The organism is Clostridioides sp. ZZV14-6150 (assembly GCF_020657875.1).
GTDB lineage: Bacteria > Bacillota > Clostridia > Peptostreptococcales > Peptostreptococcaceae > Clostridioides.
In genome coordinates this window covers 439895-455154 of sequence record NZ_JAGWDA010000001.1, presented here as the reverse complement: position 1 = coordinate 455154, position 15260 = coordinate 439895, and the positions used below count along the sequence as shown (strand labels likewise).

General features: G+C 27.8%; 13 protein-coding genes and 1 other annotated feature. Of the genes, 12 read left to right on the top strand and 1 reads right to left on the bottom strand.

Annotated features, from left to right (window positions below; genetic code table 11):
* The first annotated feature begins 21 nt into the window (after positions 1-21).
* The 5 genes from KGF41_RS02035 to KGF41_RS02015 all read left to right on the top strand — a co-directional run bounded on the left by KGF41_RS02035 (position 22) and on the right by KGF41_RS02015 (position 5964).
* A complete protein-coding gene (locus KGF41_RS02035; protein ID WP_227856297.1) occupies positions 22-2001 on the top strand; it encodes a hypothetical protein in 1980 nt (659 codons plus the stop codon).
* Between the two features lie 292 nt (positions 2002-2293).
* Positions 2294-2563 carry an ACT domain-containing protein gene (locus KGF41_RS02030; protein ID WP_227432440.1) on the top strand — a complete coding sequence of 90 codons (270 nt, stop codon included), beginning with the start codon at positions 2294-2296 and terminating at the stop codon, positions 2561-2563.
* 25 nt (positions 2564-2588) lie between these two features.
* Positions 2589-3944: a PFL family protein gene (locus KGF41_RS02025; protein WP_227829154.1), complete on the top strand. Its 1356-nt coding sequence runs from the start codon at positions 2589-2591 to the stop codon at positions 3942-3944.
* A gap of 340 nt (positions 3945-4284) precedes the next feature.
* Positions 4285-4482 (top strand): transposase, encoded by a 198-nt coding sequence (locus tag KGF41_RS02020; protein ID WP_227829153.1) that lies wholly within the window; start codon positions 4285-4287, stop codon positions 4480-4482.
* A gap of 1173 nt (positions 4483-5655) precedes the next feature.
* Entirely contained in the window at positions 5656-5964 is a 309-nt protein-coding gene (locus KGF41_RS02015) for a transposase (protein WP_227829152.1), read from the top strand.
* Between the two features lie 562 nt (positions 5965-6526).
* Here the strand turns inward: KGF41_RS02015 and KGF41_RS02010 are convergent.
* Positions 6527-7567 carry a PTS sugar transporter subunit IIC gene (locus KGF41_RS02010; RefSeq protein ID WP_227829151.1) on the bottom strand — a complete coding sequence of 347 codons (1041 nt, stop codon included), beginning with the start codon at positions 7565-7567 and terminating at the stop codon, positions 6527-6529.
* Positions 7568-7926: 359 nt separating this feature from the next.
* Between KGF41_RS02010 and KGF41_RS02005 the strand changes: the two genes are divergently transcribed.
* The 7 genes from KGF41_RS02005 to ileS all read left to right on the top strand — a co-directional run bounded on the left by KGF41_RS02005 (position 7927) and on the right by ileS (position 15010).
* On the top strand, positions 7927-8562 hold the full coding sequence (locus KGF41_RS02005; RefSeq protein ID WP_227829150.1) for an HlyD family efflux transporter periplasmic adaptor subunit: 636 nt from the start codon (positions 7927-7929) through the stop codon (positions 8560-8562).
* Positions 8563-8571: 9 nt separating this feature from the next.
* On the top strand, positions 8572-9276 hold the full coding sequence (locus KGF41_RS02000) for a YggS family pyridoxal phosphate-dependent enzyme (protein ID WP_227829149.1): 705 nt from the start codon (positions 8572-8574) through the stop codon (positions 9274-9276).
* 39 nt (positions 9277-9315) lie between these two features.
* Complete coding sequence (locus KGF41_RS01995; RefSeq protein ID WP_227829148.1) at positions 9316-9774, top strand: cell division protein SepF; 459 nt, start codon at positions 9316-9318, stop codon at positions 9772-9774.
* An 18-nt stretch (positions 9775-9792) separates the two neighbouring features.
* On the top strand, positions 9793-10050 hold the full coding sequence (locus KGF41_RS01990; RefSeq protein WP_054274603.1) for a YggT family protein: 258 nt from the start codon (positions 9793-9795) through the stop codon (positions 10048-10050).
* A gap of 9 nt (positions 10051-10059) precedes the next feature.
* Positions 10060-10845, top strand: a complete 786-nt coding sequence (locus KGF41_RS01985; RefSeq protein WP_227829147.1) for an RNA-binding protein — start codon at positions 10060-10062, stop codon at positions 10843-10845.
* Between the two features lie 34 nt (positions 10846-10879).
* Positions 10880-11407, top strand: coding sequence for a DivIVA domain-containing protein (locus tag KGF41_RS01980; RefSeq protein WP_227432447.1), 528 nt, complete (start codon positions 10880-10882; stop codon positions 11405-11407).
* A 173-nt stretch (positions 11408-11580) separates the two neighbouring features.
* Positions 11581-11813 (top strand) — a binding site (T-box leader).
* Positions 11814-11902: 89 nt separating this feature from the next.
* Entirely contained in the window at positions 11903-15010 is a 3108-nt protein-coding gene (gene ileS / locus KGF41_RS01975; RefSeq protein WP_227829146.1) for an isoleucine--tRNA ligase, read from the top strand.
* Positions 15011-15260: the final 250 nt, after the last annotated feature.

Here is a 15260-nt window from a genome sequence, read left to right as displayed (position 1 = left end):
AGGAATTAGTAGGATAAAGATATGAATAAAAAAAATAAAGCTTTTATTTTTATAAATTTGTTAATTGTGATTTTTGTACTTTTCCCAAATAAGAGTTTTTCACAAGAAAGTAATTGTCTGAATGATTTTAAAAGTTGGATTTTGAAAAATGAAGATAACAGTGAAAAAATAGTTTACACTCTTCCTTGTGATATGGTAATAGATGATTATTTTGAACTTAATATTCCATATGGAACTAAGATTACAATAGATACTAATAAGTATAAGATACTCATAAAAGATAAAGGGAATTTTTTTATCAATGGGAATGAACTAAATATAGTTGGAGAAGGTGAAACTGAAGGTGTAATTCATGTAGAACGAGGAGGAAAGCTAAGGATAGGAATAGACAATATAACTGCTTTAAATGGGACTGCTTTATATGCAGAAAAAGAAGCTGATTTATTTATAGATACATATTATGGTGAGGTTGGAAACATAAAATCAAGTGGAGAAAACGCTATAGGAATTTATTCGGAAAATGATGTTAGAGTAGACTGTAAAACAATTGAAGTTGATGGAGAAAATGCTATAGGAATTTATTCTAAGGGAGAAGTCGAAATAGAGGATACTTCAGTAATTGTTAATGATGATAATAAACAACAAAGTATAGGAGTAGGAAGTAACTCTAAAAAAGGAAAATCAATTGTATCAGAGACTAAGAATGTCTATATTATAGGAGACCAAAATATGATAATGCCAGGTATACCTCGAGATGATGATTATAATATTATAAGGTGTAATCGTAGAGGTATTGGAGTCTTTGAAGAGGAAATAATGATAACAAAAGAAGATAAAATAGAAGATTTAAAATTCCCTCAAACTGTAACTTTAAAAACTTCTAGTGGAAAGTTTGTAACATTAGATGTAGATTGGGATTTATCAAATTACTATACTGATTTAAATAAAGATACAGAATTCATAATAAAAGGAAAATTTAAAGAAGAACATCTAAATGAAAAGAATATAGTGCTAAATGATAATGTTGCTCCTATTTTATATGTTCATATTACAAATAAAGGACCTATAAATGATTTAGAAGTATTTTTTATAAACTCAAGAAAGGGTTATTCAGCTCTTTTCGATTATAGTATGCCATATAATGCCAAGAAGGTATTTGTAGAATATTCTGATGATGGTATAAATTGGGCAAGCAAAGAATTAGATTATATTAGCAAGCAAGCTACACTTAATTTTGAAGATTTTAAGTTGAGATGCTTCAGAGTAAATGTAGAGGGTGGATTGAGAGATGGATATTCAAATATATTTTTAAAACCAGGATTTGTGATAGGTGGAGGTAGTGACCAGATGACACCAGAAGATGACCGAGACGTTATTATCGATGGAGGCGACCGTGGAGGTGGTGGTAGAGATGACCCAGATAGAGATGACAGTAGCAGTAAAAATGAGGGTAATAACAATGAAAATAAAGAAGATAATAATGACGAAAATAAAGAAAATAATGACAGTGCTAGTAATGAAAATAATGATTCTAATGGAGGAAAACCAAATGCTCCAGAAGATAACATAGGACCAAGTGCTGGTGGTGTTGATGATAAAAATCATCAAAATAATAAAGAAGATGCCAATATAAATAGTGATAAAGAAAATGATTATGAGGATAAAAATAAATTTAATAGTAAAAATTTAATGCCAGAAGATGATAGAAATTATAATTTAAAGCAAAAATCAGTATTTAGCAATAATAATCAATATTTCTCCTATAGGAATGTTTTTGTAAACAAAAATCAAGAAATAGATAATGTAAAGTTAGGAGTAAATAATTATGATGAAATAGCAAATTACAATGAGAATCTTAAATCTATATCTAAAAAATATAATTTAAATAGAGAGATTTTCTTTTTACTTTGTATATTAACTCCAACTATGATTGTTTCTATATTAGTTGTAAATCCAAGTGTAAGAAAAAATGTAATAGAATTCATACAAATAAAAAAATAATTTTTAAAAAGGGATTATTTAGTAAATTATAAAGTTGATAAATAATACCTTTCAGTATTATGAAAACTATATATTACTATCAATAAAAGGATATATAATATACAGTTTCGTTAAATAGTATAAAAATAATAGAATATTGAAAAAAAATTGACAAATGAATGTATAGGTATTAAAATATATTAAATATATACATAAAAAGTGATTTACCAACAAATAAATGAAATATATGTTAACAACTAGTTCAATTTGTAAAAATGTAAGATTTATAAAAAAATTAAGGGAGGATATTATTATGAGAGCAATTTTAACAGTAATTGGGAAGGATAAACCAGGTATAGTAGCAGGCATTAGTGATGAGTTATACAAACAAAATATTAACATAGTAGATATTTCACAAAAAATACTTCAAGAATATTTTACAATGATTATGGTAGTTGATTTAGAAAAAGCATTAAATTCTTTTGAGCAAACAGTTGAAGATTTAATTGAAAGAGGAAAGAAATTATCAGTAGATGTAAAAATTCAAAGAGAAGAAATATTTAATTCAATGCATAATCTGTAGCAAACAGTAAGGAGAGGTGATAACAGTGAATGTAGGAAATATACTTGAAACAATCAAGATGATAGATGAAGAACAGTTAGATATAAGAACTATAACTATGGGGATTTCATTACTAGATTGTATAGACCCTGATGGAGATAAAGCGAGAGAAAAAATATATAATAAAATTATGAATTCTGCTAAAAACTTAGTAAAAGTTGGTAAGGATATAGAACGTGAATTTGGTATTCCAATTGTAAATAAAAGAGTATCAGTAACTCCAATCTCTATTATTGCAGGTGCAACAGATGAAGAAGATTATGTGAAATTTGCACAGACATTAGATAGAGCAGCAGAGGATTTAGGGATAGACTTTATTGGTGGGTTTTCAGCATTGGTTCAAAAAGGATATACAAAAGGTGATAAGATATTAATTAAATCAATCCCAAAAGCTTTAGCAAGTACTAATAAGGTATGTGCTTCAGTAAATGTAGGTTCTACAAGATGTGGTATAAACATGGATGCAGTAAAAGAAATGGGAGAAATTATAAAAGAAACTGCAGAAATGACAAAAGATGCAAAAGGTTTTGGTTGTGCAAAACTAGTAGTATTTTGTAATGCAGTAGAAGATAATCCATTTATGGCAGGCGCATTCCATGGTGTTGGTGAAGCAGATAGAATTATCAATGTTGGTGTAAGTGGTCCTGGAGTTGTTAAGAGAGCTTTAGAAAAGGTAAAAGGAGAGCCATTTGATGTTGTCGCAGAAACTGTTAAAAAGACAGCATTTAAAATTACAAGAGTTGGACAACTTGTAGCAAAAGAAGCTTCTAATAGACTAGATGTTCCATTTGGAATAATAGACTTATCATTAGCTCCTACACCTGCAATTGGAGATTCTGTAGCAAATATATTAGAGGAAATGGGTCTTGAAGTTGTTGGTACTCATGGTACTACAGCAGCATTAGCCCTTTTAAATGATGCTGTTAAAAAAGGTGGAGTTATGGCATGTTCACATGTTGGAGGACTTAGTGGAGCATTTATACCAGTATCTGAAGATGCAGGTATGATTGATGCTGTTATTAAGGGTGCTTTAAGTATAGATAAACTTGAAGCTATGACTGCAATTTGTTCTGTAGGTCTTGATATGATAGCTGTGCCAGGAGACACTACAGCAGGTACACTTGGAGCTATGATAGCTGATGAAGCAGCAATAGGTATGATTAATAATAAGACTACAGCAGTTAGAATTATACCAGCACCAGGATGCGATGTAGGTGATATGGTCGAGTTTGGAGGTCTTTTAGGACGAGCACCAGTAATGCCTATAAATAAAAATTCATCTGAACTATTTACCCAAAGAGGAGGAAGAATTCCAGCTCCTATACATTCATTTAAAAACTAAGTACATTTACATATCTAGTGTAATTTAAGAAAAAATAGTTTTCTATTTAGAACAAAGTCTAGATTAAAAAATTATAACTAAGAATATAAATTTAAAATTAATTATTTGAATTAAAGCAATAATAAAGGGGATGTCTCAAAATAAAAATTTGAATCATCTCTTTTTTTGTAAAAAAACAGAGAAAAGCAATTTAAAAATATTGTATGTGATGCTGGATATGAAAGTTAAGAAAACTATAAGTATTTAGAAGATCAAAACCTTAATTCATATATTAAACCTGCAAATTACAAACAAATTAAAAAGCATAGCTTTAAATCCTATAGTAGGAAGAAAAGAGAAGATGAAATATGATTCTGAATCAGATGTATATACTTGTGCTAATAAGAGACTTCTTAGACCTATATATCTGAAAAAGAGAACGAATAAAAGTGGATATACATCTGAAGTACAGGTGTATGAATGTGAAAGCTGCAATGACTGCTTTTTATGTAGCAAATGCTTTAAAGGTAAGAATAATAAAAAGATTGAATATTCTTGAATTTAACTAAACTTAGGAAGCGTAGTCAAGATAATATTAAAAATAAAGTAGGAATTTTGCTTAGAATGAATTACTCTATTCAAGTAGAAGAAACTTTCGGTGTTACAAAACAAGACTATAAATGTAAGAAATTAATATTATCTATTGGCGTTAGCCTTTGATATTTATAAATTGCATAATCGAATACAAAAATATAGATTCAGAAAACACTTATTTGAAATAGCTATGTAGTTAATTTTTTATACATATGCTTTATTTCTTGTTCTCAAATTTACTCAGTATTAAAATTTAAGATACTAATTAAAAAAGGAGTTAAACTTAAAATTTGATTAGAAAAAAATCAATTTTGAGATAACTCCTGTTTTCCACTTAGTTAATATAAAACACTAATTCAAATCTAGTATTTTCAAAACTTTCAATCACACAAAGCACTGAATTATGAGTAGTGTTTTTGATATTTAAAAAAACACCTTGTAAAACAGTATTTCCAATTCGTACAGCGTTTATTTTCAAAATATTGCACACTGCATATTATATATTCATTATATCGTATTTTATCTAGCAAAAATCTAGATTTATTAAATAAACTAAATATAAAGAACTAAAATTATTTAAATTTATATATACATTTTTTATTTAGTTTTAGATAAAGAAACAGAGAAATTTGAAACTATTTTGTTTTGTACGTATTCACTATAAGACTAGAGTAGAAAGAAGAAAAAGTAATGGAGGGAAGAAACTACTCACATACTACTTAGTTAATATAAAAAGAATACTCTTTAAATAAAACAATAGAAAGACCTTCATTTACATACTACTTAGTTAACATAAAACCTTCCAGGTAAATTTAATGAATTTATCTTACCTGGTGAATTTACATACCACTTAGTTAATATAAAACTTGGATAGGCTTTACAACAAGCATATGCTAATAATTTATTTACATATCACTTAGTTAATATAAAACCCTAATTTAAAATCATTATTTTCTTAAATATCATACACTAAATATTTATTATAACATATCTTATATTGAAAAAATTTTCCATTTATTGAATAAATAAAATAACTTATATAATAAATTATATATACACTTTTTATTTTAGATAAAAAAGTAGAGCAGTTTGAAACTACTCTATTTTCCATCTATTTTGAAAAATATAGAAAATAAATATGAAATATGATTCTGAATCAGATGTATATACTTGTGCTAATAAGAGACTTATTAAAGTTACATATCTAAAAAGAAAACAAATAAAAATGGATACATATGAAGTACAAGTGTATAAATGTGAAAGCTATAATAATTGCTTTTTACGTGGAAAATGCTTTAAAGGTAAGAATAATAAAAAGATTGAATGTTCTAAAGTTTTAACTAAACTTAGGAAGCGTAGTCAAGATAATATTAAAAATAAAGTAGGAATTTTGCTTAGAATGAATCACTCTATTCAAGTAGAAGGACATTTCGGCGTTACAAAATAATACTACAAATGTAAGAACTTAATATTATCTATTGGCGTTAGCATATGATATTGATAAATTGCATAATCGAATACAGAAAAGAAAATTTGGAAAATACTTATTTGAAATAGCTATGTAATTAAATTTTTTTAAGATACATATGCTTTATTTCTTTTGCCCAAATTTCCTCAATATTAAAGTTTAAGATATTAATTAAAAAGAAGTAATAAAAAATAACATATAAAAATTCAAAAAAGGAGTTAAACTTAAAATTTGATTAGAAAAAATCAATTTTGAGAAAACCCCTTTTATTTTGAATTTTAAATTTAATAATATTTTCAAGTAATTAAGTAAAACATTTTAAAAAATTTAAAAGTTATTATATTTAAATATTAATAAGTTATATCAACCAAATAAAAAACTAAATTTAAAAAAATAAAAATCTATCTAAATATTTAACACACATAATAATCATAAACAAATATAAAAATAAAACGCTTGCAATTAATAAAATTGCCTACAATATAAAACTCTATCATTTAAAATATCAACTTAAAATATTAATTTATAAATCTTATTGTTTTTAAGCAATTTCTTCTTCTATATCAGTACCACGTATTTCATCAGCAGTAAGAACTTTAAAAGTACTGAATATTTTTGAGCCTAAAAATCCTGCGACTACATTAAATAAGGCACACAATCCAGCTGTTATAAGTACTTGATTAACTGGATTATAGGCAAACATTATAGCAAATCCAGCTACAGGAGTAGCTGTACCTGGTGTCATATTTACAAGCCCCATCAAAGCTACAACGATACCAGAAAAAGCGCCTCCAAAGAAATTAGTACAATATATAGGTATTGGATTTGCCGAAATTATATCTGATTGAGTCAGTGGTTCAATAGCGACAGATATAATATCTTTTTTAGATCCTAACTTCAATCTTGCAAATAGTGTTGAGTTCATAAAAGCTGAACCAAAAGCACCTAATGCTCCTATTGCCATAGGAAGACCAGTAAGACCAATTATAGATGTAAGCGCCATTGAACTAAGTGGAGATGTACCAACTACTGTTATTAAGCCTCCTAATATAATTCCCATCACTATAGGACTAATATTAGTAGCCTCTATTAAAACTTGTCCAATTTGTAGTAGTGTACTATTAACTAATGGGTCTACATTTGATGCTATAAGACGAGATAGTGGTGCACATAGAAGGATTACTACTACTAAATCCACTCCAGGTGGTACCTTTTTCTCTATAAACTTAATCAAGAAAGAAACAAAGTACCCAGCAACGAATCCAGATAATATAGAAAAATCTAAACACGATAATCCTATTAGAACTGCATAAACTGGAGATACACCAAGAGCTAAAGGTACAAGTATAGCAGCAGCAACTCCACCAAGGCTACCATTAGCGGCCCCAACACTTCTAAAAAATTCCATACCTAAAACGTCGCCAAGTAAAGAAAGGTTGAATGCCTCGACTAAGAAAGTAGCACAAGCAGCACTTGCAAGAGCTCCCATAGCTTTCATACCATATGGAGCTTTGTAACTAAAAATTGTGAAACAACATAGAACCAATAAAAGTAAACCTGTTCCTAATAAAATTTCTGACATAAGAAAATCCTCCTTGTATTTTTTTTAGGACATAAACTTTTGCTTATGATAACGTTATCCTAATGTGTAAATAATTAACTAATTAATGACAACAGAACAAAAGTAATTTTAAATTTTAATTGGTTTTATATTGTATCTAAAAATAAAAATAACTATAAAAGTATATAAAGCAAGTTTAAAATGTAAGTTAAACTTATACTTTATAAGATAATTATATATAAATAATACAATCTTGTATAGGAAGATTGATAAAAAATAAATTTAATATGAAAAAAAACAATTATTATCATATAAAAAAGGAATAAACCTTTTTTAGAAGAAGTATTTATAATGAAAGTAATTTTATAGGGGGAGAGTATTTGAAAAAGGTTAAATATACCAGATTAGTGATACTTGGTATTCTTATATATTTAGTGTTTAATATCTTAGTAATGATTATTAGTAAGAATGTAGATACAGTAGTATTAAAATCTGAAGTAGTCGATGCAAAAATTAGTACAGAAGGTACTTTAGAAAAAGACTTTAATGACCAGAGTAGTTTTTTATCAATATATGTTGATAAAGAAGATTCTAAAAGCTTTAAAAAAAATCAAGATGTCATAATTGAATATAACAAACAAAAAATAGATGCAAAAGTTTACAAAATATATAAAAATAATAATAAAATAATGGTAAAATTAAAAATAAGTAACCAAATTATTGGAAATCAGGATACAAGTGTCGAAGAATTTGATATAATATATAATCAGATGGAATGTTTAAAAATACCTAAAACTTCTATAAAAACAAAAGACAATAAACGTGGTGTATATGTAATTGATGAACAATCACAAAGTGTAAAATTTGTCATACTAGAAGGGATAACTTATGAAAATGAATCTTCTGTATTTGTGGATTATTATAAAAATGACATAAATGGAGTTAAAAGTGTTAATCTATATGACAAAATAATTTTAAGACCCAACAGAATAAACACAAATATAAGGATAAAGTAGGTGATAATAATGGGTTCTGTTAAAGAGAATTTATCTAAAGTAAGAAGTAAAATTGATGAAGTCGCAAAAAAAGTAAATAGAGATAGTAAAGAGATTACTCTTCTAGCAGTTACAAAAACTGTTGATGTAGATTTAGTTAGTGAAGCAATGGAAGAAGGAATTACTTCTGTTGGTGAAAATAAACCTCAAGAATTAGCTAGAAAGTATGATATTATAGGTGACAAACTAAATTGGCATTTAATAGGAACTTTGCAAACAAATAAAGTTAAGTACATAATAGATAAAGTCTGTATGATACATTCTTTAGATAGAATCGCGTTATGCGAGGAAATTCAAAAACGGGCTGAGCAAATAAATAGAGAAATAGATTGCTTAGTACAAGTGAATATATCTAAAGAAGAATCTAAACATGGACTTGACAAAGGAGAAGTTATAGATTTTGTCAAAGAAGTGTCAGAAAAATATAAAAATATAAAAATAAAAGGTCTAATGACAATGGCACCTTTTGTAGCAGATGAAGATGAAATAAGAGGTGTATTTAAAGGTCTTAAAGATTTATCAATACAAATAAAAGAATTAAACATATCTAATGTAGGTATGGATGTTTTATCAATGGGAATGAGTCACGATTATGAAATTGCTATAGAGGAAGGGGCTACCATTGTTAGAGTTGGAACATCAATCTTTGGAGAAAGAAATTACAATAAAAAATAATTACTCAAATCTGAATAAATTCTAAGGAGGAAGTTAATAATGTCAAATGGAATAATATCTAAATTTAAGAACTGGATAGTTGATGAAGATGAAGATTATATTGAAGATGAATATGAAAGTGGTATGGACGATATAGTTCAAGAGGAAGAAATAAATGGAGGATTTAGTGCTGCAAAAGCAAATAAAATTGTAAATTTACATACAACTTCTCAAATGAAAGTTGTAATAGTTGAACCTAAAGTTTATGATGAAGCTGCAACTATAGCAGACCATCTAAAACAAAGAAGGGCAGTTATAGTGAATTTGGAAGGATTGACTAATTCTGAAGTTCGTAAATCTATATTTAATTTTATGAATGGAGCGGTTTATGTTTTAGATGGAAGTATACAAAAGGTTTCTAAGTCAATATTTATACTAGCTCCTAATAATGTAGATATAGATGCAAATATGAAAAAAGAATTAGAAAGCAAAGCATTCTTCCCTTGGCAAAATAAATAGTAAAAAGGCGGTTAATGTATGGGAACAATAAGAATTGCACTGTATTATCTTTTAGACATAATAGCATGGATGATAGTTATAAAAAGCTTGATGACTTGGTTTCCAAATGGAAGACAAAGCAAAATTTTTGAGATTTTAGAAAATCTTACAGAGCCAATAGAAGGTCCAATAAGGTCTATAATGTACAAATACACAAATGGGCCGATAGATTTTTCTCCTTTAATTGCAATAGTATTATTGATGTTCCTAAGACAATTAGTATTGGTTATATTCTAAGGTGATAACATGGACAAATTGAAATTGACAAATCACATAAAGGATATAGACTTGAAAAATAAAATGTTTAAAGTAATAGACAAGGCTAATAGTTGTATAAAAAACTATGATGTTAAGTCTACTGAGTTTCTTAATCCATATGAAGTGAGAAATGCTGTAGATATATTAAATTCTACTAATGAAATAAAATACAGTGTGGATGGAGGTTACGAACAAGCTGAAAGAAGCACTGTATTTATTTATCCATTTTACATGGAATATGAGGATATAGAAGATACTCTTAGATTTTTACAGATAGAAGGAAATTTTAAATTTAAAAGTATATCTCATAAAGATTATTTAGGAGCAATTTTGAATCTAGGTATAAAAAGAGAAAAAATTGGAGATATAATTATACATGATAGTTTTTGTCAAGTAGTTGTAAGTAGTGATATTTGTGATTTTATAATCATAAATTTAGAGAAAGTTTCAAGAAATAGTGTAATTGTAAAGGAAATTTCCAGAGAAAATATTGTTAATAGTTCTTCAAAATATAAGGAAGTATCATTTACAGTATCTTCAGATAGGTTAGATTGTATCATAAGTAGTCTTTACAATATATCTAGGCAAGATAGTGCAAAATACATAAATGGAGAAAAAGTCCATGTCAATTATGAAAAGATAACTTCAACTTCTAAAATAATTAAAAATGATGATTTAATTTCTATTAGAGGTAAAGGAAGAGCTAAAGTAACACAAATAGGAGATATTACTAAAAAAGGAAGAATAAAAGTTCAAGCAAAATTAATTGTATAAGGACTAATTAAAATTATAGCTGGGAGGAAATGTAATGCTAACTCCAATTGAGATAGAAAATAAAGAGTTTAAAAAAGGTTTAAGAGGTTATAGAGATGAAGAAGTTGATGAGTTTTTAGATATCATCAAAGAAGATTATGAATCTCTGTGTAGAGAAAATACAGCTCTTAAAGAAAAATTAGGATTATATCAAGACCAAGTAAACAAATATGAAAATATTGAAGAAACACTAAAAGCTACTTTAATAACTGCTCAAAGTGCAGCAGAAGACACTTGTAGTGCAGCAAATAAAAAAGCTAAGATAATCGTTGAAGAAGCAGATTTAAAAGCTAGACAAATTATAGAACAGGCTAATAATCGTGTTATAGAGATAAGAAAAGAGTACGATGCTTTAGTTAAAGAATTTAAGATATTTAGAAATAAATTTAAATCATTGTTAGAAGATGAAATAAGAAGTGTCGATGAGATTTTTTATGATGTAGATGAAAAATGTGTAAATGCATTTGAAGGTACATCAGTGTATAATTATAGTAATGATGAAGCTGCTACAACTTTAGAATAAACAATAATCTTACTGGATTTTAGGTAGAATTATTGTTTAAGTTTGAGAATACTATAACAAAAACTAAAAATAGGATAAAAATACAAGAAAAATATAAATTATTATATTTTTCAAAAATATATTGACTATTCAAATTATTTGTTATAGAATTTCATATAAACACAGATAAATTTTTAAAAGCGTTGATAGAGACAATTATCTTTAGATAATTTTACAGAGAATTGGGTATGCTGAGAACCAAGGAATTTATAAAGATGAGAATCACTCTTGAGCTGCAGGCTGAACGATTAAACTTTATTAAGCTGTGCCGGTTAGTGCCGTTATACTATTAGAGTGTTATATGTGAGTATTGTTAAGTTCACATATAGAATTAGGGTGGTAACGCGATTGATAACTCGTCCCTTTGTTTAAAGGGGACGGGTTTTTTATTATTCAAATTTATGTAAAAGAATAAAAACTTTGGAATTATAATAACTGTAAGAAAGGGTGATTTATATGGCAAAATTTAAGCCATTGGTGGACAGTTCTGTAAAACAAGCAGAAGCACAAGTTTTTGACTATTGGAAAGACATAGATATACTTGAAAAAACTCTAGAAAAAGGTAAAGACGACCCAAGTTTTGTATTTTATGAAGGACCTCCAACAGCTAATGGAAATCCTGGAGTACATCATGTTTTATCTAGAACACTTAAAGATTCTGTTTGTAGATATAAGACAATGTCTGGTTATCAAGTAAAGAGAAAAGCTGGTTGGGATACACACGGATTACCAGTTGAAATACAAGTAGAAAAAGAATTAGGTCTTACTAGCAAGCAACAAATAGAAGAATATGGAATAGCTGAATTTAACCAAAAATGTAGAGAGTCAGTTTTCTCATTTGAAAAACAATGGAGAATAATGACTGAGAGAATGGCTTATGAAGTTGACTTAGATAATCCATATATAACTTTAGATAATAACTATATAGAATCTGTATGGTGGATACTTAATAAATTCAATAAAGAAGGATATATCTATGAAGGGCATAAAATACTTCCTTATTGCCCAAGATGTGGAACTGGTCTTGCTAGTCATGAGGTTGCACAAGGATATAAAGAGGTAAAGACAAATACAGTTGTAGCTAAATTTAAGAAAAAAGATGCTAATGAATACTTCTTAGCATGGACGACTACTCCATGGACTTTACCATCAAATGTTTCATTAACAGTAAATGCTGATGTTGATTACTTAAAAGTTAAAAAAGGTGATGAGGTATATTATGTATCTAAACCTTTAGCTAATAAAGTATTAGGTGAAGACTATGAAGTTTTAGAAGAAATGAAAGGTAAAGATTTAGAAGGATTAGAATATGAACAATTAATGCCTTTTGTAGAAGTTGATAAAAAAGCATTTTTCATTACAGTAGGAGATTATGTAACCACTGAAGATGGTACTGGAATAGTTCATACAGCACCAGCATTTGGTGAAGATGACTACAATACAGGTAAAAGATACGATTTACCAGTTGTACAGCCAGTAGATGAAACTGGTAAATTTACAGCTACTCCTTGGGAAGGTAGATTTGTAATGGAAGATGGGCTAGATGTTGAAATAATAAAATGGCTAGCTTCTGAAAATAAACTATATAGTAAGGAAAAAGTAGTTCATAATTATCCACATTGTTGGAGATGTCAAACTCCACTTGTGTACTATGCAAAACCAAGCTGGTATATAGAAATGACTAAGCTTAAAGATAAATTAATAGAAAATAATAATGGTGTAAAATGGTTCCCAAGCTTTGTAGGTGAAAAGAGATTTGGAAACTGGTTAGAAAATCTAAATGATTGGGCAATATCAAGAACTAGATATTGGGGAACTCCACTTCCTATATGGAGATGTGAATGTGGCCATACAGATTCAGTTGGTTCAAGAGCAGAATTAGCTGAAAAAGCTGTAGAAGATGTAAACCCAGAAACTGTAGAACTTCATAGACCATATGTAGATGATATACACTTAAAGTGTGAAAAATGTGGAAAACCAATGACAAGAGTAACAGAAGTTATAGACTGCTGGTTTGATAGTGGAGCTATGCCATTTGCACAACACCACTATCCATTTGAAAACAAAGAAAACTTTGATAAACTATTCCCAGCTGATTATATATCAGAAGGTATAGACCAAACTAGAGGTTGGTTCTACTCATTACTTGCAGTATCAACATTTGTATTAGGAAAAGCACCATATAAGAGTGTCTTAGTTCCAGACCTTGTACTTGATAAAGATGGAAAGAAAATGAGTAAATCAAGAGGAAATACAGTAAATCCTATGCAGTTGTTTGACCAATATGGAGCAGATGCACTAAGATGGTATTTACTATATGTTTCTCCACCATGGACTCCAACTAAATTTGATATGGATGGATTAAAAGAAATCCAAAGTAAATTTATAGGTACTATGAAGAATGTATATAACTTCTTTACTTTATATGCAAATACAGATGATATAAATCCAACTGAATTCTTTGTAGAATACAAAGATAGACCAGAACTTGACAGATGGATACTATCTAAATTCAATAATTTAATGAAAGATGTAGAAGAAAACTTAGAGATATTTGAATTAAATAAAACTTTAAGAATGATACAAGATTTCATAAATGATGATTTATCTAACTGGTATATAAGACGTTCAAGAAGAAGATTCTGGGCAACTGAATTAACAGAAGATAAAAAAGCTGTATACAATACAACTTATGAATTATTACATGGACTTTGCAGAGCTATAGCACCATTTGCTCCATATATGTCAGAAGAAATGTATAGAAATCTAACTGGAGAAGTATCTGTTCATTTAGCTGAATATCCTAAGTTTAATGAGAGTCTAATTGATACTAAATTAGAAGAAAAAATGGATTTAGCTAAGAATCTAGTTACTTTAGGTAGAGCTTCAAGAGAAGTTGAGAGAATAAAAGTTCGTCAACCGTTACAAAAAGTATTAGTAGATGGTAAGTTTGAAGATACAATAAGTGATGTAGTTGATTTAATAAAAGAAGAACTTAATGTTAAAGAAGTAGTATTTGCTAAAGATTTGGATGAATATATGAACTTTAGCTTAAAACCAAACTTTAAAGAAGCAGGACCAGTATTAGGTGCTAAGATGAACTTATTTGTAGGAGCATTAAATAAATTAAATGCACATGAAACTGCTAATAAACTTGAAAATGGTGAAACTTTAACAGTTGATTTAAATGGTGAAGCTTTTGAGTTTAATAAAGACTTAGTATTAATAGGTATAACTGCTAAAGAAGGATTTAATGTATCTGTTGAAAATAATCTTTTCGTTATATTAGATACTAAATTAACTGATGAGTTAATTGATGAAGGATATGCTAGAGAATTTATATCTAAAGTACAACAATTGAGAAAATCTAGCAATTTTGAAGTATTAGACAACATAGTAATAGATTACTGTGGTGATGATGAAATTGCTAAGGCTGTTGAGCATTTTAATGAATACATCAAGTCTGAGACTTTAGCTTTAGAAATAAATAGAGTGGATGATAAATCTTTAGAAGAACAAAACTTAAATGACCATATGACAGGTATAAAAGTTACAAGAAAATAAAAAATAATAAGTTGTTAATTAAGAGCCCTATAGAAATTTATTTGTAAATTTCTATAGGGCTTTTTTTAAAAAGATAGCTTATTTCTTTATTTAATTAATTGCTTTAGTAGACTAATAATTAAATGTTTTAATATTCCAAAATTTACAATAAATAAATTTATATAAATCATATAAATTATTTATAGCATATGATAAAATGTTAGTGAATAAACGTTTAAGTGAGGATGAATAATATTTTAGAGTTAACTAC